Raw genomic sequence first — 22,323 nt, forward strand, 5'->3', positions numbered from 1 at the left:
GTCCTCACGCGCCGGGCGGCGCGGCGTGGTGCAGCACGAGTTCCGCCGCCGCCGGCGCGTCGTCCAGCGCCGCCCAGGGCAGCGCCGAATCGGGCCGCAGGTCCGAGACCACCGCCCGGATGTCCGGGTCGTCCGGGTGGATCCAAGCCTTCCCGTTCGCGGCCCGATGCACCTCGATCTTGGGGATGGGGTCGCGCTTGAACCCCTCGACGATGACGAGGTCCACGGGCGCGAGGTGCCGCAGCAGTTCCTCGAGCCCCGGCTCCGGCGCGCCGCGGTGCTCCGTCATCAGCGCCCAGCGATGGGGGAGGCGACGAGCACCTGCGCCGCCCCGGCCTCCCGGTGCCGGTGACTGTCCTTGCCCGGCCGGTCCAGGTCGAAGCCGTGATGGGCGTTCTTGATCGTGGAGACCGACAGCCCCCGCGCCGTCAGCAGCGGGATCACGCGCTCCAGCAGCGTCGTCTTCCCCGCCCCGCTCCAGCCGGCAAAACCGATCAGGCGCAAGGCGGCATGGCCCCGGCCGAAGCGCTGCCCATCGCGGGTCCCCCTCGGCCGGCGGGTGTAGGAGCGGCGTCGTCGCGCCGCAACGCGGGGGCCAGCAGGGCGGGCGCGCCGCGCGGCGATCTGCTCTACCCTCGCCGCTGCCAGGGGCCGGGACACGAACGACGCATGACCGAGACGAACCTCCGCATCCTCCTCGCCGCCCGCCCCGAAGGCGCGGCGACGCTCGACCACTTCCGCGCCGTCGAGGAACCGCCGCCGGCCCCGCGCCCCGGCGAGGCGCTGCTGCGCCACCGCTTCCTCTCCCTCGACCCCTACATGCGCGGGCGGATGAACGCGTCGAAGTCCTACGCCAAGCCCGTCGAGATCGGCGACGTGATGGAAGGGCAGTCCGTCGCCCAGGTCGTGGAAGATCTGAGCGGCACCTTCGCGCCGGGTGATTGGGTGCTCGGCGGCAAGGGCTGGCAACGCTTCTCCGCCGTGCCGGTGCATGCGCTGGTGAAGTTAGACCCCGACGCGGCGCCGCCGACGGCGCATCTCGGTGTCCTCGGCATGCCCGGCACCACCGCCTGGGCGGGCTGCACCGAACTCGCCCAGCCCCGGCCAGGCGAAACCTTCGTCGTCTCGGCCGCCTCCGGCGCCGTCGGTTCCGTCGCCGGCCAGATCGCGCGGCGCATGGGCGCGCGCGCCGTCGGCATCGCCGGCGGCCCGGACAAGTGCGCCTATCTCCGTGACGAACTCGGCTTCGACGATTGCGTGGACCACCGCGCGCCCGACTTCCCCGAGCGCCTTGCCGCCGCCTGCCCGGACGGGATCGACTCCTACTTCGAGAACGTCGGCGGCGCCGTGCAGCAGGCCGTCTGGCCGCTGCTGAACGATTTCGCCCGCGTCGCGGTCTGCGGCATGGTCGCGGAGTACCAGGGCGACTTGCAGCCGGGGCCGAACCTCTCCTCCGTCCTGCGCAAGCGCCTGACGCTGCGCGGCTTCATCGTGTCGGACTTCCCGCGTGCCGCGCCGACCTGGCGTGCCACCGGCGCCCGCTGGCTGCGCGACGGAACGCTGAAGTACCGGGAGGACGTGACGCGCGGCCTGGAGAACGCGCCGACCGCCTTCCTCGGCATGCTGACGGGGAAGAACTTCGGCAAGACGATCGTGGAGATCACGTGACGGACGCGACGCGCCGGGCCGTCGCCGGACGGCCCGGCGCGTCGTAGCGTCGCGGGACGGAGACCCCGCGATGCGCCGCCGCCTGCTGATCATCCACCTCGCCGCGGCAGCCACGCTGCCCGTGGCCCCCGCCGCGGCGCAGAGCGACAGCGACCCGCGCGACGCCGCGGGACGCGGCCGCCCGCGCACCGGGTACAGCGACAGCGACCCGAATGACGGCGCGGGCCGCGGGCGCCCGCGCACCGGCCAGAGCGACTCCGATCCCCGCGACGCGGCAGGCCGCGGCCGTCCCCGCACGGGGCAGAGCGACTCCGACCCCCGCGATGCCGCGGGTCGCGGCCGTCCCCGCACCGGCGCGAGCGACAGCGACCCGCGCGACTCGCCGGGCCGGGGCCGGCCCCAGACGGGCCGCAGCGACAGCGACCCGACGGACGCCGCGGGACGGGGCCGTGCGCCCGACCCCTACGGCTACTACGGCCCGCGCAAGTGACGCCTCGCCCGGCGAGGCGCCCGTGAGTGGCACCCGTGAGTGGCACCCGCCCGCTTCCGTCACGCGGTCAGGCCAACCCCTGCGACGCCAGATGATCCAGCAGCGCGTCGAGCGTCCGGTATGCGCCGAGCAGTTCCGGATCCAGTTCGGCGTCCAGCCGCTCCTCGAGCGACAGCACGAACCCCACCGAATTCGCCGAATCCAGACCCAGGCTCGCGAAGGTCGCGTCGGACCTGATCTCGGCGACGGGCCGGTCGAGCAGCCGTGCGAGTTCCTCGAGGCACCATTCGCGCAGCGCCGCATCCGTCACGGCGCGACCGCGCCCTGCTCGATCGCGCCCTGGTCCATCGCGCCCTGCCCCGGCGCGCCCTGCCCCGGCGCGCCCTGCCCCGGCGCGCCCTGCCCCGGCGCGCCCTGCCCCGGCGCGCCCTGCCCCGGCGCGCCCTGCCCCGGCGCGCCCTGCCCCGGCGCGACGGACGCCGTCCACGGCACGAGCGGACCCTGAAGCCATTGCCGCCGCGCCTCGCCGCGCCGGATCTTCCCGCTCGTCGTACGGGGCAGCGTGCCCTCGCGGATGAAGGCCACGGCGTGCGGCGCCACGCCGTGCTCCGTCACCACGGCCTCCGTCACCGCGGCGAGCAGCGCGGCCTCGTCCACGTCGCGCCGCGTCCGCAGCACCTCCTGCACGATCACCAGAACTTCCTCCCCCTTCGGCCCGGCGGCGCCGAACGCCGCGCCGCCGTCGCGCCGCAGAGCCGGATGGCTCGCGGCCGCGGTGACCTCGATGTCCTGCGGGTGGTGGTTCGTGCCGCGGATGATGACCAGGTCCTTCGCGCGGCCCGCGACGATGATCTCGCCGCGCGGCCCGAGCCGGCCGAGGTCACCCGTCCGCAGCCAGCCCGCCCCCGCCTCGCCGGCGATGCGCTGGCCGAAGGCGGCCGCGCTCTCCTCCGGCCTGCCCCAGTAGCCGCGGGCGACGTGCGGCCCGCGCAGCCAGATCTCGCCCTCCGCCGCGCGCCGGCCGTCGGCGTCCACGATGGCGGCCTCACCCGGCGCCACCGGCGCGCCGCAGGCGACCTCCTCCCGATCCTCGTCCGCCGGCAGCAGTACCGCGCCGCGGCCGCGGACCGAAAGCGACGCCAGCACCGTCGCCTCCGCCAGACCGTATCCTGGCAGCAGCGCGCGCGCGTCGAACCCGCAGGGCGCGAAGGCCGCGGCGAAGCGGCGCAGCGTCGCCGCCCGGATCGGCTCGCCCCCGATCGGGCAGGCGGTCCAGCCCGACAGGTCCAGCCCCGCAGCATTCGACGGCCGCAGCCTGTCCACGCAGAGGTCCAGCGCGAAGTTCGGCGCCGCGGCGATGTCGGCCCCGTGCCGCGCGATGGCGTGCAGCCAGGACAGGGGCCGGTGCATGAAGCGCGCCGGCGGCATCAGCGCGATCGTCGCCCCCGCGTGAAGTGCGTGCAGCACGTTGAGGATCAAACCCATGTCGTGGTGCAGCGGCAGCCAGGAGACGAAGCGCGACGCGGGGCCCGTGCCCAGGGCCGACCGGATCATCGCGAGGTTGGCCATCAGCGCTGCCTGCGTCACCACGACACCCTTCGGCGCGGCCGTGGAGCCGGAGGAATACTGGAGGAAGGCGACCTCCCTCGCGGGCCGCGCGAACCCGGCGGCGTCGGCGGCCATCGGGACCGAGAGGCATTCGATACCCGCCGCGACGAAGCCGCCGGCGAGACCGGCGTCCGGCCTGCCGGAGGCGTCCGCCGGCAGCACGGCGAGCCGCGCGCCGCAGTCCCGCGCGATCGCCATGCCCGCGTCCCGCCGCGCGCCGCGCCGCGGCGGCATTACCGGCACGGGCACGAGCCCGGCGAGGAGGCAGCCGAGGAAGGCGACAACGCATTCCGAGCCGGAGGAGAAGACGAGCAGCACCCGGTCGCCCGCCGCTGCCCGCGTGGCCAGCAGCGCACCGGCGGATTCCGCAGCCCGCATCAGCCCGGCATAGGTCAGCCCCTGCCCGGGCTCCCCGAGCGCATCGGCGAGGGCCACCTGCCCGCCCCGCTCCGTCGCGTGACCGCGGAGGAGGTCGATGATCGATCCGGCCGCGCCGGGCTGTTCCCCCACACCTACCCTCCATTCACGTCCCGATGGTAAGCCCCGCTGTCATGAGCGCAACGCGCGAGGCCCCTGCCCTCGCCGACCTCCCGCCCGACGCCCCGCAGGCTGTCCTGCCCCGCATGGACGTGGGGCGGAGCGGCCGGCGCCTGCCCGACGGCAGCGTCGTCGCGGGGCGGCGGACGAAGGCGGGCAGCCTCCTCTTCGGCCCCTTCCTGCGGCTGGATCCCGGGCGCTACCGGCTGATGCTGACGGCCCGGGCGGAGCGGCCGCGGCTGACGGAGGCGCCGGTCCTCGGGCTGGAGGTCATCGCCCTCGCCCAGCTGCAGCGCGCCTGGCGCGACGCGACGGGGGCCGAGCTTTCCGCCGGGCCGCTCGACATCGTCTTCACCGTCCCGCCCGACCTGTCGAAGGCGGAGGGCCGGGACATCCCCTTCGAGTTTCGCGTCTGGCACCACGCGAACGCCGACATCGCCGTGGAGGGCATGACCCTGGCGGTGCTCCAGCCGGGCGATGCGGCGGAGGACACCTTGCCGCGCTGGCGGCTGCTCGGACGGCTTCACCCGTCCTGGCTGCATCCGCACCGCGGCGGTGGGACCGTCGCGGCCCGCGCCTGGCCGGTCCGGCGCGTCGCGACGCAGTGCTCGCCGCGGCTTCGCCTGCCCGCCGGCGATTATCGGCTGATCCTGCGCGCCGCGCCCGGTGCAGCGACCGATCGGCCCGCCCTGCGCGCCGAGGCCCTGGCGCGGGACGGCACGATCCTCGCCTCGCGCGACTTCACGGAGGCGGCGCTCCGCTCGGGCGATGCGGTCCTCGGGCTGACGCTGCCGGCGGACCTCGCGCTGGACACGTCGCAGGGGAACCAGGTGGACCTGCGGCTGACGCGCCTCCGCGTCGGCGCGCCGGCGCTCACGGCGGCGGACCTGGAGCCGGCGGCGGGGGCGCTGCGCGCACCCGACCGCGGCGCGCCCGCGATTCTCGGCACGGCGCGCGCCAACCTCGTCATCATCGGCAATTGCCAGGCCGGGATGATCGCCAACGTCTTCGGGAACGACGACGCGCTGCACGCCCGCTTCGCGGCGCGCCACCACCACCACGCGTTGGCCGAGCCGCTGCATGAGGCGGCGCGGCGGGAGCTGGAGGCCGCGGACATCGTCCTGATGCAGGACATCCGGGACAACGACGCCTACCCGCTGCGCGACGCCATCCCGCCCGCCGCGCGCATGGTCACCTTTCCCTGCCTCCGCCTCGCCTCGCCCTGGCCCTTCGATGGCTACAACGGGGCGGGTGATCCGGACGCCTTCGTGAAGGACTACCCGAACCACGAGTTCGACTACCTCGACGGGCTGCTGGCGCGGCTTCGGCGCGAGGTCCCGGACCCCGGGGCGCGCTTCGTGGCCTACCGGGACCTTTCGGTCCGCGGCCTGGTCAACCCGCAACGCCTGCACCGGCTGGAGGAGCGACGGCTGATCGCGATGGATGCCGCGCACGGCGTGACCACCGGCGCCCTGATCCTGGAACGCGTACAGCGGGAGCAGGTCTTCTACACCACGGGACACCCGAATGGCCGGATCTTCACGCATCTGCTCGAGGGCATCGTCGGCCTCCTCGGCGTCCGCGAGCGCCTGACGGCGACGGAGGGCCTGGACGGCCTGCGCACGCTCCAGGTGCCCGTGCATCCGGTGATCGCGGAGAAACTTGGCCTGCGCTGGGCCGGGCCGGACGCGACCTATCTCTACCGCGGCGAGCGGATCACCTGGGAAACCTACATCCGTCGCTACATCGCCTATTACGGCTGAGGGACCCGACGATGCGGAACGACCCCATCCCCCTGACGCGCGTGTCCCAGGCAGTCGAGGTCAAGGCGCCGGACTACGTCGCCCTGTCCGACCGGATCTGGGGCATGCCGGAGCTGCGCTTCCAGGAGCATCGCTCCGCCGAGGAACAGATCGCGCAGATGGAAGCCGAGGGCTTCCGCATAACCCGCGCGGTCGCCGGCATCCCGACCGCCTTCGTCGCGGAAGCCGGCGAGGATGGGCCGCTGATCGCCTTCCTCGGCGAATTCGACGCGCTCGCCGGGCTGTCGCAGGACGCCGGCGTCGCGGAACCGCGCACGGCAACGCCCGGCGCGAACGGCCATGGCTGCGGCCACAACCTGCTCGGCGCCGGCGCGATGCTGGCGGCCGTCGCCGCGCGCGACGCGCTCCGCGCCGCCGGCCGCCCGGGACGCATCCGCTACTACGGCTGCCCCGCCGAGGAAGGGGGATCGGGGAAAACCTTCATGGCGCGCGCCGGCGCCTTCGACGGGGTGGACGCCGCGTTCTGCTGGCACCCTGGCAGCGTCAACGGCGTGATGTCCGCGCGCAGCCTCGCCAACTACCAGGTCTATTTCCGATTCCGCGGCCGCGCCTCCCATGCCGCGGGCTCGCCGCATCTGGGGCGCTCCGCGCTGGATGCGGTGGAACTCATGAATGTCGGCGTGAACTACCTGCGGGAGCACGTGCCGCAGGAATCCCGGCTGCACTACGCCATCACCGACAGCGGCGGGATGTCGCCCAACGTCGTGCAGGCGCGGGCGGAGGTCCTCTACCTCATCCGCTCGCCCCGCGTGTCGGAAGCCCGGGTGCTGCTCGACCGCGTTCGCGCCTGCGCGGAGGGCGCGGCCATCATGACCGGCACGACCTGGGAGATGGAGATCGACAAGGCCTGCTCCGAGACGCTGCCGAACACCGCGCTGGAAACGGCGATGCACCGGAACCTGCTGGAGATCGGGCCGCCGCCCTACGAACCGGCCGACCGGGACTTCGCAAAGGCCATCCGCGCGAGCCTGACGGAGGAGGACATCGCCTCAGGCGTCGCCTCCTACGGCGCCGACCCGGCGATCGGCGCGATGCCGCTGCACGACGGCATCGTGCCGTTCGACGGCACCTCCATCGCGCAATACGGCTCCACGGACGTCGGCGACGTGTCGCAGATCGTGCCGACGGCGCAGCTATGGGGCGGATGCTGGGCCGTCGGCACGCCCTTCCACACCTGGCAGGCCGTGGCGCAGGGGAAGTCCGGCGCGGCGCACAAGGGCATGGTCCTTGCGGCCAAGGCGATGGCGGCGACGGCGCTGGATGCCCTGGCCGACCCCGACCTGCTGGACCGCGCGAAGGAGGAACTGGCGCGGCGGCACGGCGGTAAGCCCTACGTCAACCCGATCCCGGACGAGGTGGTGCCGCCGCCCCTGCGCGCGCGGGCCTGACGGCCGCTACTGCACCGTCGCGACGGCGCGGGCGATCCGGTCCGGGCTCCAGGTCCGCGGCGCGTCGGGTGGCTGCCCGGGGGCCGCGATCTCCACGCCTTCGCCGCTGGCCAGGCGGACCCGCCGGCTGCCCGCATCCACCTCCACCTCGCCGTCCGGGGCGAAGACGGCGTAGCGGGAATCGAGCATTCCGCCCCAGGCCGCCTTGCCGAGTGGCCGGATGCGGGCCCAGGACGTCAGGAGGACGATGGGGTTCGGCCAGGCCTCGGCCGCCTGCAGCAGCACGGAACCCCCGACAGCCGCAGCACCGTCCCCGGATCGAGCCCCGCCACCGCGTGGCGGTCGAGCAGGAGGCTCGCGCGCTCGCCGAGGGTCAGGCCGATGCCGCCGGAGAGCTGGACGGCCAGCCGGGATGCGAGGCCTGTCGTGACGAGGTCGTCCAGCCGAAGCGGATCGGGCACGGCGAGGCTTCGCAACGCCTCCGCCGAATAGCGGACATAGGCACTGCCGCGGACCGCCGTGACCTCGCCGACCCGGGGCCGCGCGGGCTGCGCAGCCGCCGGACCCGCGAGCACGAGGCCCGAGAGAAGGGCGCGTCGTGCCAGGGGGGACGTCGCGTGTCGGTCAGGGAGCATCTGCCGTCGCAGTTGGCGAGACCGCCGCCGGGCACAAGGCCCGGCGGCGCGGGGCGGTTCCGCCCAAGCGCCCGGTTCGCGGTGCGCGACGGGCATCGCGCGGGCCGTCGCCGGCCCGCGTGACACCGGTCGTCAGGCGGCGACCTCGACGAGCACGACTTCGGCGGCTTCCTCCGCGGTGACGCGGATCTCCGCCTCGTCCACGATGGCGGCACCATCGCGCTCACCGACGGCGACGCCGTTGACCGTCACCTTGCCCTTCGCGGGGACGAGGTAGACCGCGCGCCCCGCCGGCAGGGGCAGCGTGGCGGTCTGCCCCTTCTCCAGCGTCGTCGCCATCACCGCGCCGTCAGCGTTCAAGCGCAGCGCGTCCCCTCTCCCAGGCCCGCGTCGTCGTTCGCGCGGCCGGAGGCCAGGACCTCGAAGCCACCGTCGCGGTTCTCGCGCGGGAACTGCTTCGCACCCCAGCGCGGCGGCACGCCGCCCCGGTCGGGGATGATCCAGATCTGGAAGATCTTCGTCGTCACCGGCTCCAGGTTGTACTCGGCATGTACAATCCCCGTGCCCGCGGACATGATCTGGACGTCGCCGGCCTCGGTGCGGCCCTCGTTGCCCAGGTTGTCGCGGTGGGTGATCGCGCCTTCGCGCACGTAGGTCACGATCTCCATGTCGCGGTGCGGGTGCGGGTCGAAGCCCGTGCCCGGCGCGATCTCGTCGTCGTTCCAGACGCGGAGGTTGCCCCAGTTGTTGCGGCCCGCGTCGCGGTAGCTCGCGAAGGAGAAGTGGTGGCGCGCGTTCAGCCACCCGTGGTTGGCATGGCCCAGCGTGCCGAAGGGTCGGACGTCGATCATGGGAGAGTCTCCCGCCCCGGGGATTTGTCCGGCGGCTCGATGCGGGAGATAGGCGATCCGCGCCGGCCGCCCAATCGCGCGGGCGCCATGGCCGCGATCACCGGCGATGATGGCCCTGGCGCATGGCCTGCCGCGCCGCCAGCGCCGCCAAGGTGACGGCCATCCCGCCGAGGAGCGCGCCGGCCACGACATGCGTCGCGACGATCGCCGCGCCGTGCGCCGCCAGCAGCGGCAGGCGCAGGGGCCGGGTCGCCGCGGCGACGAGCGCGGCCTTCCCCAGCCCCGCTGCCACCGTCATCGGCCCAATCACCGTCCCATCCTCCGCCCGGCCCGCACGGCGACGACCGCGCCGGCGGCGAAGGCCGTCCCGGCCGCGAGGCCGATGGCCAGCCCCGTCAGGGACAGGGCGGCGGACAGGATGATGGGCATGGCGGGACCTCCTCGTCCCGCCGCACCTGCCCCCGATCGGGGCAGGGGCAAGGGTCAGTCGCGGCGCCGTGACCCCGCCGGCGTCACCGGCACATCTGCACCGGCATGTCCGCGTTCTCCAGCACGTGCCGCGTCACGCCGCCGAGGATCAACTGCCGGATGCGGGAATGCGAATAGGCGCCCATGCACAGCAGGTCCGCCCCGAAGTCCCGCGCGGCGCCGAGCAGCCCTGCCCCGACCTCCCGCGTGACCGGCTTGAACTCCTGCGTCTCCGCCGTGATCCCGTGCCAGTGGAGGTAGTTCAGCACGCCCTTCACGTCGGGCCCGCGCCGCTGATAGTCCGGCGAATGCAGCACGAGGACGGATGACGCGTGATGCAGCCAGGGCAGCGCCGCCGCGAGCGCCGTCGCGCTCTCGGCCGAGCCGTTCCAGGCGACGACGACGCGGCTGCCGATCGTCCCGGGGATCTCGCGCGGCGCGATCAGCACGGGCCGGCCGGAATCGAACAACACGGCATGCAAGGCGTCGGAGGAGGAGACCTCATCGCCGGAGTCCGGATGCGGCACCACCGCCATGTCATAGAGGCGCGCGCGCTGCGCCACGATGTCCTCCTCCCGCCCCGGATAGGCGCCGAAGGAGAGGGTCGCCGCCGCGCCGGCGGCGTTCACCGCCTCCTCCGCCGAATTGGCGATGGCGACGTCCTTGCCCTCCACGAACTTGTCGAACAGCGCGCGGACCCGTGCGGCGCGGTCGCCGCTCTCGCGTTCGGTCGCGGCCATCATCTCCTCGATCATCGCGCCCGACAGGCCTTCGCCCGCGAGCGGCGCGACATCCCGCGCGTCCACGCGCACGTGCAGGCAATGGACGTGCGAGTGCCAGATGCGCGCGACGGCGAGCGCGGTGTGCAGCGCGGATTCGCCGGCCGACGTGCCGGTCAGCGGGACGAGGATACGGCGATAGGCCATGGTCTCTGCCTCCCCGGGCTTGCGGCTTGATCTACCACGATTCCGGTGCGGCCGCGTCGCATTTCAAGGGGAGGGAGTCCAGCGCCGCCGCCAGCGCGTCGCCGGAGGCGTCGAGCCGATGCCAATTCATCGGCCCCGGATCGACCGCGGCCGCGCGCCGCATCACCTCGACCGTCGCGTCGGAGGCATCGCCGCGTCGTCCGCTGATCCGTGTCTCCAGCACGTCCATCCGGGCCTCCAGCCAGAGGCCGCGGAACGGCACGCCCGCCCCCGCCGCGACCGCCTCCACCCCGGCGCGCACCGCGGGGTCCAGGAAGACCGCATCCGTCACCACGGCGTGCCCGCCGCGGAGCGCTGCCTCGGCCAGGGCGAAGAGCTCGGCGTGCACTGCCGCGCTCCGCTCGGGCGCATAGGCTTCCGGCGGTAGGCGGTCCTCCGGCCCGACGCCGGCCAGGCGCTTGCGCACCTCGTCCGTCCGCAAGTGCAGCGCGCCGGGGGCCGCGCCGATCCGCGGCGCCAGCCGCCGCGCGAGCCAGGTCTTGCCCGTGCCCTGCAACCCGCCGATGGCGACCAGCATCGGCGCCGGCGGCTGCAGCCGCGCCTCCGCATCGGACAGGAAGGCTTCCGCGAGGTCGCGGCCGCCGGCCATGCGGGCGTGGCAGTGCGCCCGCACCATCGCGCGCGTGGACAGCCAGAGCGGCAGCGCCGCGACCTGCCCCGCATCGCCCGTCCGCGCCACGGATCGCGCGAGCACGCGCGCCGCCGCCCCCGCCCGCAGCGCCGCAGCAGGTCCGCGAGCAGGAAGGCGAGGTCGTACCCCGCGTCCACCGTCGCCAGGTCCTCGTCGAACTCCAGCGCGTCGAACGGCGTCGGCGCGCCGTTCCAGAGAACCATGTTGCCGAGGTGCAGGTCGCCGTGGCCGCGCAGGACGCGCCCTTCCTCCGCCCGCGCGGAGAGCAGCGGCGCGAGCCGCCGCAGCCAGCCCTCCGCGCCCTCCCGCCAGGCGGCCACGCGGTCCGGCGGCAGCCCGGCCCCGATCGCCGCCGCCGCGTTGCCCCGCAGCACGGCGAGGAACCGTCCCGGCGCATCGACGCCCCGCACGGGCGGGCAGGCCGCGTGCAGCCGCGTCACCGCGTCCGCCATGCCGTCGAGCATCGCGTCGTCCATCGCACCGCGCGCCGCGACCGCGTCGAGGAAGTCCGCCGGGGCGACGGGCGCCATTTCCAGCGCCCAGTCCGCCGCGGCGGGATCGGTCGCCCGGATCAGCCGGTCCGCGGCGGCGGGGATTCCGTGCACGCTGCGATACAGGCCCGGCGCCGCCGGCGCGTTCAGCGCGAACTCCCGTTCGCAGAAGGCGCGCCGTCGCGCCGGCGTGGAGAAGTCGAGGAAGCCGAGGTCCACCGCCTTCTTCAGCTTCAGCACGCGATCGCGCCCGACGAAGACGGCGGAGATATGCGTCTCGACCGGCACGTCGCAGCCGGTCAGCCGCGCCAGCAGCGCCGCCGCGCCCGCCTGCGACGCCGGAACCGTCAGGGGTACAGCCGCCCGGTCGTCCAGCCTTCCCCCGCCCGCGCGAAGACGAGGCGGTCGTGGCGCCGGTAGGGCATGTCCTGCCAGAACTCGATCGCCGTCGGCACGACGCGGAAGCCGCCCCAATGGGCGGGGCGCGGCACGTCCTCGGCGGGGTAGCGCGCCTCGACCTCCGCGATCCGGCGGACGTATTCCGCCCGCGACGGCAGCGGCCGCGACTGTTCCGACGCCACCGCGGCGATCCGCGACCCGCGCGAGCGCGAGGCGAAGTAGGCGTCGGATTCCGCCGCCGTCACCCGCTCCACCGCGCCCTCCACCCGCACCTGCCGGCGCAGCGACTTCCAGTGGAAGCACAACGCGGCGCGCGGGTTGCCGAGGAGATCCTGCCCCTTCCGGCTCTCCTCGTTCGTGTAGAAGGTGAAGCCCCGCGCATCGAGGCCCTTCAGCAGCACCATCCGCGCGGAGGGAAAGCCATCCGCCGTGGTGGTCGCCACGCACACGGCGTTGGCGTCGTTCGGCTCCGACGCCTCGGCCGCCGCGAGCCAGTCGCGGAACAGCGCGAAGGGGTCCGACACGTCGGGGATCCCCGGTGATTCCGGTGACACCGGGGCGGGGCGGAATGTGAGCGTATCGCCGGCCATGCGGACTCCCGCTGTTACATCGAGCGAGACCGGATGTGGGGCGGAACCGCCGGGGGCCACCCCCCGCCGCCGAGCGCCCGCCCCGCCCCTTGTCCTGATAGGGGGCGGTGTGCCACCCCTCCCCGCCCGCCGCAACCGCGCGAGAGAGGTTCATGCCCGACGCACTTCCCGAAACGGATGCCCCGCCGAAGGGCACCCTGATGGCGGGCAAGCGCGGCGTCGTCATGGGCGTGGCGAACGACCGTTCCATCGCCTGGGCGATCGCCCGCGCCGTCGCCGCGCAGGGCGCCGAGGTCGCCTTCACCTACCAGGGAGAGGCACTGGAGAAGCGCGTCCGTCCGCTTGCAGCCTCCATCGGGTCCGACCTGCTGGTCCAGTGCGACGTGTCCGACGATGCGGCGATCGACGCGGCCTTCGCCACCGTCGCGGCGCGCTGGCCGAAGATCGACTTCCTCGTCCACGCCATCGGCTACGCCGACAAGCAGTACCTGCGGGGACGCTACGTGGACACGCCGCGTGAGGCCTTCCTGCAGGCGATGGACATCTCCTGCTATTCCTTCGTCGCCGTCGCGCGGCGTGCTGCGGCGCTGATGGAGGCGGGCGGGTCCATCGTGACCCTCTCCTACCTCGGCGCCGAACGCGTGACGCCGCACTACAACGTCATGGGCGTCGCCAAGGCCGCGCTGGAGGCCAGCGTGCGCTACGTGGCGACGGACCTCGGCATCGCCGGCATCCGCGTGAACGCGATCTCGGCGGGCCCCATCAAGACGCTGGCCGCCAGCGGGATCGGCGACTTCCGCTACATCCTGAAGTGGAACCAGTACAACGCGCCGCTGCGCCGCAACGTGGCGCTGGAAGAGGTCGGCGGCGCCGGCCTCTACATGCTTTCCGAACTCTCGGGCGGCGTGACGGGCGAGGTCCACCACGTGGACAGCGGCTACCATATCGTCGGGATGAAGAATCCCGACGCGCCGGACATCACGGTGGAGAAGGGCGGCTGATCGCGAACCGGCGCGTCAGCGCCGGTACTGCCCCTCCGTTACGTGCTCCATCCAGGTCACGGTCGAACCATCCAGCCTCTCCTGGATAGCGATGTGCGACATCCCGGTCGTCGCCGTCGCGCCGTGCCAATGCCGCTCCCCCGGCGGGAACCAGACGACGTCGCCGGGGCGGAGCTCCTCGACGGGCCCGCCTTCCCGCTGCGCCCAGCCGAGGCCGGCGGTCACAAACAGCGTCTGCCCCAGCGGATGCGTGTGCCAGGCCGTGCGCGCCCCCGGCTCGAAGGTCACGTGGGCACCGGCGACCCGCGCCGGATCGGGCGGCGAGAAGAGCGGGTCCACGCGGACCGACCCAGTGAACCAATCCGCCGGCCCCTTGCCGGAGGGCTGCGAGCCCGCGCGCGTGATGTCCATGTCATGCCTCCGATGCCTGCCGCAGCGCCTCGCCCGCCCGGTCAGCCGACAACGCCCTGACCGCCTTGCCGCTACGACGGGCGGCTCCGGAACCGCCCTGGCAGATGGCCCCTGCCCGCCGAATCTCGATCCCCCGCGATCGAGGGAACTCGCGAAGGCCGGCGTCACCCAGCGCGGCGCGTGCTGCGCAGCGCGGCCGACCCTCCCCAAGCGCCTCTACTTCAGGGCGAGGCTTGCGTCCTCGACGAAGCCCATGTGCTGCCAGCGCGCCATGTTCGCGTCGAACCAGCGCTTCAACGTGCCGGGCAGGGTGTGCTTCCCGTCTAGCGGGATCCACCCCTCATGCGCCTCGTTCACCTTCAGCCCGAGCTGGTAGGCGACGATCACCAGCTCCGAGCAGAAGACGTTCTTCAGGACCTGCCGGTCCTTCCCGAGTCGCTCCCGATACTTGTCGAGCCGCGCCCGCGCGCCGGTCCCGAACTTCCCCGGGGCGGACCAGCTCTTGAAGATGGCGCGGCAGGCTCCGTACTCCGTGGATGGCGCGCCGCCCCCGCCACCGGTCTGGATGGCTTCCGCCACCTCCTGGATGACCTTGAGCTCTTCGCTGGAGATGCGACGGGCCCGGAAGCAGTAGGCGCGCCCGTTGCTCCAATCGCCCGCGATCACGCCGCCGGACGTCGCGTGGATCACCCCGAGGCCGCCCGGCACGCCCGTGCTGCCGACCGAGGCGCTGAGCTTCATGTTCCAATTGCCAGTGACGATCGCGCAGTGGCCGAAGGTCGGCTTCATGTCGACGATGATGTCGCCCGCCTGCGCCCTGGCCATGTCCCGATCTCCTCGCCGACGTTTCGGCCAGCGAAACCATGAGCCCGTGGCGCCTCGCTGTACAGGCGACGAGTCTCAATCGCTGCGATAGGTTGAGCAGATCGGAATGCCTTCGACGCGGCCGGACGACGGCCGCACCCCAGGGCGCGGCAAGACAGGCCGGTCAGTCGAAAGGCCGGCTGCGCCACCGTGGTGTCCTCCGGCCACGCGGTTGGCGCGCCCAGCCCGGGTCGCGAGTCCCGGGTTGCGACGGCAGCCTTCGCACCGGGACGCCGGGGACGGTACGCCCGCGCCGGCCTGCGACCCTGGTCAGGGCCGGCGGAGACGGGCACGCTCGTCGGGTTCGTGGAGGCATGATGATGCGGATCGCTGCATGGGCCGTCGTCCTCGCCGCGCTCGCGACCCCGGCGGCGGCGCAGACCCTTCGCGTCGGCATCGCCTCCGACCCCAACGTCCTCGATCCCGCGCAATCCACCGCCTATGTCGAGCGGATCGTCTTCACCGCGATCTGTGACCGCCTCGTGGACGTCGGCCCCGACCTGGCCTTCCGCCCGGAACTCGCGACCGCCTGGGCCTGGTCCGACGAGGGACGGACGCTCACCCTGACCCTTCGCACCAACGCGCGCTTCCACGACGGCACGCCGCTCGACGCGGCGGCGGTGAAGGTCAATCTCGATCGCTACCGCACCGCGCGCGAGTCCCGCCGCAAGACCGAGCTCGCGCCGGTCACGGCCGTCGAAGCGCCGGATGCGCGCACCGTCGTCCTTCGCCTCTCCGAGCCCTATGCCCCGCTGCTCTCGGTCCTGTCGGACCGCGCGGGGATGATCATGTCGCCCACCGCCCTCGCCCGCCTCGGTGAGCGCATCCGCAATGAGCCCGTCTGCTCCGGCCCCTTCCGCCTGACCCGCCGCGTCGCGCAGGACCGGATCGAGATGGAGCGCTTCGCGGAGCACTGGAACGCCGCGAACATCCACGTGCAGCGCCTGGTCATGCTGCCGATCCCCGACAGCACGGTGCGGCTGGTCAACCTCCGCTCCGGGCAGCTCGACCTGATCGAGCGAATCACGCCGTCCGACCTCGCGGAGGTGCAGCGCGACCGGCGGCTCCGCGTCGCCGAGGCGACTGCGATCGCCTACCAGACGCTCTACGTCAACGTCGTCGTCGGCGCGCTGCGCGACCCGCGGCTGAGGGAGGCGCTCGAGCTCTCCCTCGACCGCGACATCATCAACCAGGTGGCGCTGGAGGGCCGCTTCGTCGCGAACAACCAGCCCGAGGCGCCCGGCACGCCCTATCACTTTGCCGACCTGCCGCCGCCCCGCCGCGACCTCGCACGCGCCCGCGCCCTGATGCGGGAGGCCGGGCAGCCCAACGCCGCCTTCACCCTCCTCGCCCCCAATTCGCCGGTGGAGAGTCAGGTCGCGCAGATCATCCAGTCGATGGCCGGCGAGGCCGGCTTCCAGGTGCGCGTCGAGACGCTCGAAGCCTCGGCCATGGTCACAAAGAGCGAGCGTGGGCAGCAATACGACATGGCCATGGGCATCTGGTCCGGCCGCCCCGACCCCGACGGCAACATCGCGGCCTGGATCGCCTCCGACGGCTTCCTGAACCGGATGAGCTACGCGAACCCCGTCGTGGACGCCGCCTTCGTCGCGGCGCGCCGCACGACCGACCCGGCACAGCGCCGAGCCGCCTACCACCAAGCGGCCGAGCAGTGGCTGCGCGACCGTCCCCTGCTGATCCTGTGGCACTACCGCTGGTTCTGGGGCATGCGGGCGGGGATCGAGGGCTTCGAGCCCTCCCCCGACGGCCTGATCCGCTTCGCGGGGCTGCGGCTGTCGCGATAGCGGCGACCGCGTGTCGGCCCCGTCTGCGGATGGCGCCGATGGTGCGGCCGCGGATCGCGGGGCATAAGCGCGGCCGGCATGTCGCATAACACCTTCGGCCACCTCTTCCGCTTCACCACCTGGGGCGAGTCCCATGGCCCCGCGATCGGCTGCGTCGTGGATGGCTGCCCGCCCGGCCTGGCGCTGACCGAGGCGGACATCCAGCCCTTCCTCGACCGCCGCCGACCCGGACAGTCCAAGTTCGTGACGCAGCGGCAGGAGGCCGACGAGGTCCGCATCCTCTCCGGCACCTTCGAGGGTGTCACGACCGGCACCCCGATCGCGCTGCACATCGAGAACACGGACCAGCGGTCGAAGGACTACGGGGACATCAAGGACCGCTTCCGCCCGGGCCACGCCGACATCGCGTACCACCTGAAGTACGGCGTGCGGGACTACCGCGGCGGCGGCCGGGCCTCGGCGCGGGAGACGGCGATGCGCGTCGCGGCCGGCGCCGTCGCGCGGCGGGTGCTGGGCGCCGGCGTGACGGTCCGCGCGGCGATGGTGGCGATGGGCACCGACCATGTGGACCGCGACCGCTGGGACTGGGCGGCGGTGGACGAGAACCCGTTCTTCTGCCCCGACCGCGGCGCCGCCGCGCGGTGGGAGGAGACGCTGCTCGCCCTCCGGAAGTCCGGGTCGTCCATCGGTGCGGTGATCGAGGTCGTGGCGGAGGGCGTGCCGCCCGGCCTCGGGGCGCCGATCTACGGAAAACTCGACGCGGACCTCGCGGCGGGGCTGATGTCCATCAACGCCGTGAAGGGCGTGGAGATCGGCGACGGCTTCGCGGCCGCGGCCCTGACGGGCGAGGAGAACGCCGACGAGATGCGGATGGACGCCGGCGGGACCGTGCGGTTCCTGTCCAACCGCGCGGGCGGGGTCCTCGGCGGGATCTCGACGGGGCAGCCGATCGTCGCGCGCTTCGCGGTGAAGCCGACCTCCTCCATCCTGACGCCGCGGCAGGCGGTGGACCGGCAGGGGGAGGAGGTGGAGGTCCTGACCAAGGGCCGGCACGACCCCTGCGTCGGCATCCGGGCCGTGCCGGTGGGGGAGGCGATGATGGCGCTGGTGCTGGCGGACCACCTCCTGCGGCACCGGGCGCAGAACCCGGAGGCGCCCTTGACCGCCCGGCTCCCGCGAAACTGATCGATTGGTGGTTTAACCGACCGCTGCAGTTGGTTATTTACTGTCACGATCGTGACGGGACCCGCCACATGACGCTTGCCGAGACGCAGTCCGACCCCGGCGTCCTCCCCCGCTTCGTGGGGCTGGCGGGCAAACACCCGTGGGAGGCGCGGCTGGCGGAGCTGGCTCGCCGTGCCGGGCACCGCTCCCTCAGCGGCCGGGAATGCGGGCGGCGGCACCTGCTGGAGCTGACCCTGGCGCGCTTGGCGGAGGTGCCGGCGTCCACGCAGGCGGAGCGCGTCGCGCTCGCCTTCGCGCGGGATGCCGTGGCCCTGGCCGAGTCCCTGCCGGAGCCGCCGCGAGGCCGCTTCCGCGACCGGCTGGCCGCCGGGCTGACCGGCGAGGGGACGCTGATCCCGCTGTTTCACCTGCTGCGCGTCGCGGCGATGCAGCGGGCCCGGGGGTTCGAGGTGCGCTTCACCGGTCTGGCGGACGGGACGGACCACGACCTGCTCATCAGCCGCGACGGCATGGAGGCGGAGGTGGCCTGCGAGACCATGTCGGCCGAGGAGGGCCGGTCGGTCCATCGCGGCGACTGGTGCGCCCTGGTGGACGGGATCAACCCGGACCTGCAGACATGGCTCGCGGCGCATCCGGGCCGCTACGTGCTGAAGATGACCCTGCCGGACGGCATGAAGGCCGAGGCACTGGACGTGCCGGCCCTCCACCGCCGGATCGTGGCGATGCTGCAGGCGCAGAAGCGCCAGGACGCGGCGGCCGACGCGATCCTGAAGCTCGATCCGCTGGTGCTGGCGGGGGCCCAGGCCGCGGCACCGGCGGCCGCGCTGCGGGCGCAGTTCGGGCCGGAGGCGCATCTGGCCGTGACCCAGGCCAACGGCTCCATGCTGGTGCTCGCGGCACGGGCCGGGCAGGCCAACGACATCGCGGCGGCCGCGTGCCGGCGGGCCGGGCAGGCCTGCGGGCGGCTGAGCGGCGAACGGCCCGGGATGGTCGCCCTGTTCCTGGACGAGCTGGAGCGGACGGAGTGGCGGACGCTGCGCCATACCCTCGAGCTGGAGGGTGCGGTGCGGCGCTTCCTGACGACGGCACCGGCGAAGCGCCTCGTCGCCGTGACCTGCGCGTCGCGGATGGAGATGTTCGCGGAGGACGGACGGCGGACGCGGTGCCGGGGGCGAGCTGCGCTTCCGCAACCCCGCCCACCCCGCGGCCAAGTCGGCGGCGCTGCTGCCGGCCATCGCATCCTCGGTCTGAGCGACGCCGGTCCGTCATCCGCTCCGCAACCCCAAAGGTTCGGCAACGTTCGTAGCTGGACCATGTTGTTGATCCCGGGGACGGACATGAGCGAAGCCGAAACCGAGAAGACGTACGCGGAACTCGACCGCCTGCTGAACGACCCGGAAGTGCGCATGGACGCGTCCCGGGTCTGGACGCTGCTGGACCGTATCGCTTCGTCGGAGACCGAAGGCCCGCCCCTGCCGGCGAACTGAGTGGAACGGGGCTTGCCGACGGGGCGAGCCGGACGGACCCCCCTCGATACGGTGGCGGCCCACGCTTGCGGGCCCGGATGACGGGATGGTCCCGGGGGCGGGTACGCGGTCCGCGCGCCATCGGCCGGCGGCGAAGACGCAAGATCGCTGGGACCCGGCGCGGCGGGCCGGCCGCCTCGGCCTTTGGCTGGGGCCGCGGCGCGGCGGCTGGGAACAGCGGATCGGTCACGCTCGCCTCGCGGCGATCAGGAACTCCCGGTTGCCCTCCGGGCCGGTGATGGGGCTTTCGGTGATGCCGAGCACGGTCCAGCCGGGAAGCGCGGACCACCAGGAGCGAACCTTCTCGCAGACAGCGTGGTGGATCGCGGGGTCGCGGACGACGCCACCCTTGCCGACGGCCGCGGGGCCGGCCTCGAACTGCGGCTTGATGAGGGCTGCGGCCCAGGCGCCAGGCGCCGCCAGCGCCAGCGGGGCCTGAAGCACCGTGGCGAGGCCGATGAAGGACGCGTCGCAGACGACAGCGCCGATGGGGTCGGGCACCTTTTCGGCGGTGAGGTAGCGGGCGTTGGTGCGTTCGAGGACGACGACGCGTGGGTCGTTGCGGAGCTTCCAGGCGAGCTGGCCGTGGCCGACATCCACGGCGTAGACGCGCGCGGCGCGCCGTGGAGCAGGACGTCGGTGAAGCCGCCGGTGGAGGCGCCGACGTCGAGTGCGGTGCGGCCGGTGGGGTCCAGGCCGAAATCGGCCAGGGCGTGGGCGAGCTTCAGGCCGCCGCGGCTGACCCAGGGATGGACCTGGCCGCGGACTTCCAGCGGCACGTCGGTGCGGAGGAGGTGGCCGGGCTTGTCCACCCGCGCCTCGCCCGAGAAGACGGTGCCGGCGAGGATGAGGGACTGGGCGCGGGCGCGGCTCTCGGCGAGGCCGCGATCGACGAGGAGGGTGTCCGCACGTTCCCGGCCAGGGCGGCGGAGGGCGGCGCCTTCGATCGGATCCTGCTGGGTTCGGACAAAAGGCGCTTCGGCGGGCGGCGCGGGGGGTGGGACCCGCGCCGGCGCGCCGTCACGACGCCGTATTCACGCCCGGGCCGGGCGGGACGCGGCGTCGCGGCCCAGGGCCGAGAGCGCCGTGGCGACGATGTGCGGGGCGTTCAGGCCGGCTTCGTCGTACTGCTTCTTCGGCGAGTCGTGGTCGAGGTAGCGGTCGGGCAGGACCATCGGGCGGAAGCGCAGGCCACCGTCGAGCAGACCGGCATGAGCCAGGTGGTGCGCGACGAAGGAGCCGAAGCCGCCGATGGAACCTTCCTCGATCGTGATGAGGACGGCGTGCTCGCGGGCCAGGCGCTCGACGAGGTCGGTGTCGAGGGGCTTGGCGAAGCGGGCATCGGCGACGGTGGTCGAGAGGCCGCGGGAGGCCAGGTCCTCGGCGGCGAGCAGGGCTTCGCCGAGGCGGGTGCCGTAGGAAAGGACGGCGACGGCGGTGCCCTCGCGCAGGACGCGGCCCTTGCCGATGGGCAGGACCTCGCCGCGCTCGGGCAGGGCGACGCCGGTGCCCTCCCCACGGGGGAAGCGGAAGCCGATCGGGCCGGAATCATGGGCGGCGGCGGTGGCGACCATGTGCATGAGTTCCGCGTCGTCGGCCGCGGCCATGAGCGTCATGTTCGGGATGCAGCCGAGATAGGCGACGTCGAAGGAGCCCGCATGGGTCGCGCCGTCGGCGCCGACGAGACCGGCGCGGTCCATCGCGAAGCGCACGGGGAGGTTCTGGAGCGCCACGTCGTGGACGACCTGGTCGTAGCCGCGCTGGAGGAAGGTCGAGTAGATCGCGCAGAAGGGGCGCAGGCCCTCGCAGGCCATGCCTGCCGCGAAGGTGACGGCGTGCTGCTCGGCGATGCCGACGTCGAAGGTGCGCTTGGGAAAGCGCTTGGCGAAGGCGTCGAGGCCGGTGCCGGAAGGCATGGCGGCGGTGATGGCGACGATGCGCTCGTCACGCTCGGCTTCCGCGATCAGGCCCGTGGCGAAGGTCTTCGTGTAGGACGGCGGGCCGGGGGGGGCCTTGGCCTGTTCGCCGGTGATGACGTTGAACTTGACGACGCCGTGGTACTTGTCCGCCGACGCTTCCGCGGGGGCGTAGCCCTTGCCCTTCTGCGTGACGGCGTGGAGCAGGATGGGGCCAGCATCCTCGGCGTCGCGGATGTTGCGGAGCACGGGGAGCAGGTGGTCGAGGTCGTGCCCGTCCACGGGACCGACGTAGTAGAAGCCGAGTTCCTCGAAGAGCGTGCCGCCGGTCAGCAGGCCGCGCGCATACTCGTCGGCGCGCTCGGCGGCGCGGGCGAGCGGCGCGGGGAAGCGCTTCGCAACCTTCGCCATGACCTCCCGGATCGAGAGGAAGGGGCGGGAGGAGACGACCTTCGAGAGGTAGGCCGAGAGCGCGCCGACGGGGCGCGCAATGGACATGTCGTTGTCGTTGAGGATGACGATGAGGCGCGACTTCATGGCGCCGGCGTTGTTCATCGCCTCGTAGGCCATGCCGGCGGACATCGCGCCATCGCCGATGACGGCGATGACCTGCCGGTCATCCCGCTTGCCGAGGAGGTCGCGGGCGACGGCCATGCCGAGGCCGGAGGAGATGGAGGTCGAGGAGTGGGCGGCGCCGAAGGGGTCGTATTCCGACTCCGCGCGGCGGGTGAAGCCGGACAGGCCGCCGCCCTGGCGCAACGTGCGGATGCGGTCGCGGCGGCCGGTGAGGATCTTGTGGGGATAGGCCTGGTGGCCGACGTCCCAGATCAGGCGGTCGTCCGGCGTGTCGAAGACGGCGTGGATGGCGACCGTCAGCTCGACGACGCCGAGGGATGCGCCGAGGTGGCCGCCGGTGACGGAGACCGCGTCGATCGTCTCCCGCCGCAACTCGTCGGCGAGCTGCTTCAGCTGCTCCGGGCCGAGGTTCCTCATGTCCGAAGGCGTACGGACGCGGTCGAGAAGGGGGGTGCCGGAGATCGTGGGCATGTG

Annotated in this window: 20 protein-coding genes and 3 pseudogenes; 8 read left to right on the forward strand and 15 right to left on the reverse strand. The window is 73.4% G+C overall.

Annotated elements, in window-relative coordinates; all coding sequences use genetic code 11:
- Positions 1-4: 4 nt before the first annotated feature.
- Positions 5-735, reverse strand: a pseudogene (gene mobB, locus ACE7GA_RS23270) (molybdopterin-guanine dinucleotide biosynthesis protein B).
- Here mobB and ACE7GA_RS23275 point away from each other — a divergent pair.
- Together ACE7GA_RS23275 and ACE7GA_RS23280 are read left to right on the forward strand one after the other, a co-directional pair.
- Positions 670-1,668, forward strand: coding sequence for an NADP-dependent oxidoreductase (locus ACE7GA_RS23275; protein ID WP_376092240.1), 999 nt, complete (start codon positions 670-672; stop codon positions 1,666-1,668). The pseudogene mobB and the gene ACE7GA_RS23275 sit on opposite strands and share 66 nt — an antisense overlap.
- A gap of 70 nt (positions 1,669-1,738) precedes the next feature.
- On the forward strand, positions 1,739-2,158 hold the full coding sequence (locus ACE7GA_RS23280; RefSeq protein ID WP_376092243.1) for a hypothetical protein: 420 nt from the start codon (positions 1,739-1,741) through the stop codon (positions 2,156-2,158).
- A gap of 67 nt (positions 2,159-2,225) precedes the next feature.
- Here ACE7GA_RS23280 and ACE7GA_RS23285 read toward each other — a convergent pair whose 3' ends face one another.
- Both ACE7GA_RS23285 and ACE7GA_RS23290 read right to left on the reverse strand, forming a co-directional pair.
- Positions 2,226-2,468 (reverse strand): acyl carrier protein, encoded by a 243-nt coding sequence (locus ACE7GA_RS23285; protein ID WP_376092246.1) that lies wholly within the window; start codon positions 2,466-2,468, stop codon positions 2,226-2,228.
- Positions 2,465-4,276, reverse strand: coding sequence for an AMP-binding protein (locus ACE7GA_RS23290; protein WP_376092249.1), 1,812 nt, complete (start codon positions 4,274-4,276; stop codon positions 2,465-2,467). Before ACE7GA_RS23290 ends, ACE7GA_RS23285 begins: the two co-directional genes overlap by 4 nt.
- Before the next feature lie 41 nt (positions 4,277-4,317).
- On the opposite strand from ACE7GA_RS23290, the gene ACE7GA_RS23295 reads away from it, so the two are divergent.
- Together ACE7GA_RS23295 and ACE7GA_RS23300 are read left to right on the forward strand one after the other, a co-directional pair.
- Complete coding sequence (locus ACE7GA_RS23295; protein ID WP_376092252.1) at positions 4,318-6,066, forward strand: WcbI family polysaccharide biosynthesis putative acetyltransferase; 1,749 nt, start codon at positions 4,318-4,320, stop codon at positions 6,064-6,066.
- A gap of 11 nt (positions 6,067-6,077) precedes the next feature.
- Complete coding sequence (locus tag ACE7GA_RS23300; RefSeq protein WP_376092255.1) at positions 6,078-7,514, forward strand: M20 family metallopeptidase; 1,437 nt, start codon at positions 6,078-6,080, stop codon at positions 7,512-7,514.
- Positions 7,515-7,520: 6 nt separating this feature from the next.
- Here the strand turns inward: ACE7GA_RS23300 and ACE7GA_RS23305 are convergent, their stop codons facing one another.
- The 8 genes and pseudogenes from ACE7GA_RS23305 to pdxH all read right to left on the reverse strand — a co-directional run bounded on the left by ACE7GA_RS23305 (position 7,521) and on the right by pdxH (position 12,499).
- Complete coding sequence (locus ACE7GA_RS23305; protein ID WP_376092258.1) at positions 7,521-7,799, reverse strand: hypothetical protein; 279 nt, start codon at positions 7,797-7,799, stop codon at positions 7,521-7,523.
- The gene (locus tag ACE7GA_RS23310; protein ID WP_376092261.1) at positions 7,751-8,149 is read right to left on the reverse strand and encodes a hypothetical protein; all 399 of its coding nucleotides are present in this window, start codon (positions 8,147-8,149) and stop codon (positions 7,751-7,753) included. The genes ACE7GA_RS23305 and ACE7GA_RS23310 overlap by 49 nt, the downstream gene beginning before the upstream one ends.
- Positions 8,150-8,281: 132 nt before the next feature.
- A pseudogene (locus ACE7GA_RS23315) lies at positions 8,282-9,000 on the reverse strand (pirin family protein).
- Between the two features lie 97 nt (positions 9,001-9,097).
- On the reverse strand, positions 9,098-9,310 hold the full coding sequence (locus ACE7GA_RS23320; protein ID WP_376092264.1) for a hypothetical protein: 213 nt from the start codon (positions 9,308-9,310) through the stop codon (positions 9,098-9,100).
- Positions 9,307-9,429: a hypothetical protein gene (locus ACE7GA_RS23325; RefSeq protein WP_376092267.1), complete on the reverse strand. Its 123-nt coding sequence runs from the start codon at positions 9,427-9,429 to the stop codon at positions 9,307-9,309. Before ACE7GA_RS23325 ends, ACE7GA_RS23320 begins: the two co-directional genes overlap by 4 nt.
- A gap of 83 nt (positions 9,430-9,512) precedes the next feature.
- A complete protein-coding gene (locus ACE7GA_RS23330; RefSeq protein WP_376092270.1) occupies positions 9,513-10,394 on the reverse strand; it encodes a universal stress protein in 882 nt (293 codons plus the stop codon).
- A 31-nt stretch (positions 10,395-10,425) separates the two neighbouring features.
- A complete protein-coding gene (locus ACE7GA_RS23335; protein ID WP_376092273.1) occupies positions 10,426-11,148 on the reverse strand; it encodes an AAA family ATPase in 723 nt (240 codons plus the stop codon).
- Positions 11,149-11,923: 775 nt separating this feature from the next.
- On the reverse strand, positions 11,924-12,499 hold the full coding sequence (pdxH, locus tag ACE7GA_RS23340; RefSeq protein WP_376092276.1) for a pyridoxamine 5'-phosphate oxidase: 576 nt from the start codon (positions 12,497-12,499) through the stop codon (positions 11,924-11,926).
- Between the two features lie 218 nt (positions 12,500-12,717).
- On the opposite strand from pdxH, the gene fabI reads away from it, so the two are divergent.
- Positions 12,718-13,566, forward strand: a complete 849-nt coding sequence (gene fabI / locus ACE7GA_RS23345) for an enoyl-ACP reductase FabI (protein ID WP_376092279.1) — start codon at positions 12,718-12,720, stop codon at positions 13,564-13,566.
- Positions 13,567-13,581: 15 nt separating this feature from the next.
- Here the strand turns inward: fabI and ACE7GA_RS23350 are convergent, their stop codons facing one another.
- The gene (locus tag ACE7GA_RS23350; protein ID WP_376092282.1) at positions 13,582-13,977 is read right to left on the reverse strand and encodes a cupin domain-containing protein; all 396 of its coding nucleotides are present in this window, start codon (positions 13,975-13,977) and stop codon (positions 13,582-13,584) included.
- A gap of 216 nt (positions 13,978-14,193) precedes the next feature.
- Positions 14,194-14,802 carry a hypothetical protein gene (locus ACE7GA_RS23355; protein WP_376092284.1) on the reverse strand — a complete coding sequence of 203 codons (609 nt, stop codon included), beginning with the start codon at positions 14,800-14,802 and terminating at the stop codon, positions 14,194-14,196.
- A gap of 359 nt (positions 14,803-15,161) precedes the next feature.
- Between ACE7GA_RS23355 and ACE7GA_RS23360 the strand changes: the two genes are divergently transcribed.
- From ACE7GA_RS23360 to ACE7GA_RS23370, 3 genes are all read left to right on the forward strand, one after another.
- Positions 15,162-16,646 carry an ABC transporter substrate-binding protein gene (locus ACE7GA_RS23360; protein ID WP_376092287.1) on the forward strand — a complete coding sequence of 495 codons (1,485 nt, stop codon included), beginning with the start codon at positions 15,162-15,164 and terminating at the stop codon, positions 16,644-16,646.
- Between the two features lie 78 nt (positions 16,647-16,724).
- A complete protein-coding gene (gene aroC, locus ACE7GA_RS23365) occupies positions 16,725-17,831 on the forward strand; it encodes a chorismate synthase (protein ID WP_376092290.1) in 1,107 nt (368 codons plus the stop codon).
- 68 nt (positions 17,832-17,899) lie between these two features.
- Positions 17,900-19,318, forward strand: a complete 1,419-nt coding sequence (locus ACE7GA_RS23370) for a hypothetical protein (RefSeq protein WP_376092293.1) — start codon at positions 17,900-17,902, stop codon at positions 19,316-19,318.
- A gap of 225 nt (positions 19,319-19,543) precedes the next feature.
- On the opposite strand, the pseudogene ACE7GA_RS23375 reads toward ACE7GA_RS23370, so the two are convergent.
- Both ACE7GA_RS23375 and dxs read right to left on the reverse strand, forming a co-directional pair.
- Positions 19,544-20,304: pseudogene (locus ACE7GA_RS23375) on the reverse strand (TlyA family RNA methyltransferase).
- Between the two features lie 87 nt (positions 20,305-20,391).
- The gene (gene dxs, locus ACE7GA_RS23380; RefSeq protein ID WP_376092296.1) at positions 20,392-22,320 is read right to left on the reverse strand and encodes a 1-deoxy-D-xylulose-5-phosphate synthase; all 1,929 of its coding nucleotides are present in this window, start codon (positions 22,318-22,320) and stop codon (positions 20,392-20,394) included.
- Positions 22,321-22,323 lie beyond the last annotated feature (3 nt).

This window comes from Roseomonas sp. CCTCC AB2023176 (assembly GCF_042259275.1).
Lineage (GTDB): Bacteria > Pseudomonadota > Alphaproteobacteria > Acetobacterales > Acetobacteraceae > Roseomonas.

Coding starts and splice junctions, on each gene's coding strand:
- ACE7GA_RS23275 (WP_376092240.1), top strand. CDS start 670: ATGACCGAGACGAACCTCCGCATCCTCCTCGCCGCCCGCCCCGAAGGC.
- ACE7GA_RS23280 (WP_376092243.1), top strand. CDS start 1,739: ATGCGCCGCCGCCTGCTGATCATCCACCTCGCCGCGGCAGCCACGCTG.
- ACE7GA_RS23295 (WP_376092252.1), top strand. CDS start 4,318: ATGAGCGCAACGCGCGAGGCCCCTGCCCTCGCCGACCTCCCGCCCGAC.
- ACE7GA_RS23300 (WP_376092255.1), top strand. CDS start 6,078: ATGCGGAACGACCCCATCCCCCTGACGCGCGTGTCCCAGGCAGTCGAG.
- ACE7GA_RS23310 (WP_376092261.1), bottom strand. CDS start 8,149: ATGCTCCCTGACCGACACGCGACGTCCCCCCTGGCACGACGCGCCCTT.
- ACE7GA_RS23325 (WP_376092267.1), bottom strand. CDS start 9,429: ATGCCCATCATCCTGTCCGCCGCCCTGTCCCTGACGGGGCTGGCCATC.
- ACE7GA_RS23330 (WP_376092270.1), bottom strand. CDS start 10,394: ATGGCCTATCGCCGTATCCTCGTCCCGCTGACCGGCACGTCGGCCGGC.
- fabI (WP_376092279.1), top strand. CDS start 12,718: ATGCCCGACGCACTTCCCGAAACGGATGCCCCGCCGAAGGGCACCCTG.
- ACE7GA_RS23350 (WP_376092282.1), bottom strand. CDS start 13,977: ATGGACATCACGCGCGCGGGCTCGCAGCCCTCCGGCAAGGGGCCGGCG.
- ACE7GA_RS23355 (WP_376092284.1), bottom strand. CDS start 14,802: ATGGCCAGGGCGCAGGCGGGCGACATCATCGTCGACATGAAGCCGACC.
- ACE7GA_RS23360 (WP_376092287.1), top strand. CDS start 15,162: ATGCGGATCGCTGCATGGGCCGTCGTCCTCGCCGCGCTCGCGACCCCG.
- aroC (WP_376092290.1), top strand. CDS start 16,725: ATGTCGCATAACACCTTCGGCCACCTCTTCCGCTTCACCACCTGGGGC.
- ACE7GA_RS23370 (WP_376092293.1), top strand. CDS start 17,900: ATGACGCTTGCCGAGACGCAGTCCGACCCCGGCGTCCTCCCCCGCTTC.
- dxs (WP_376092296.1), bottom strand. CDS start 22,320: ATGCCCACGATCTCCGGCACCCCCCTTCTCGACCGCGTCCGTACGCCT.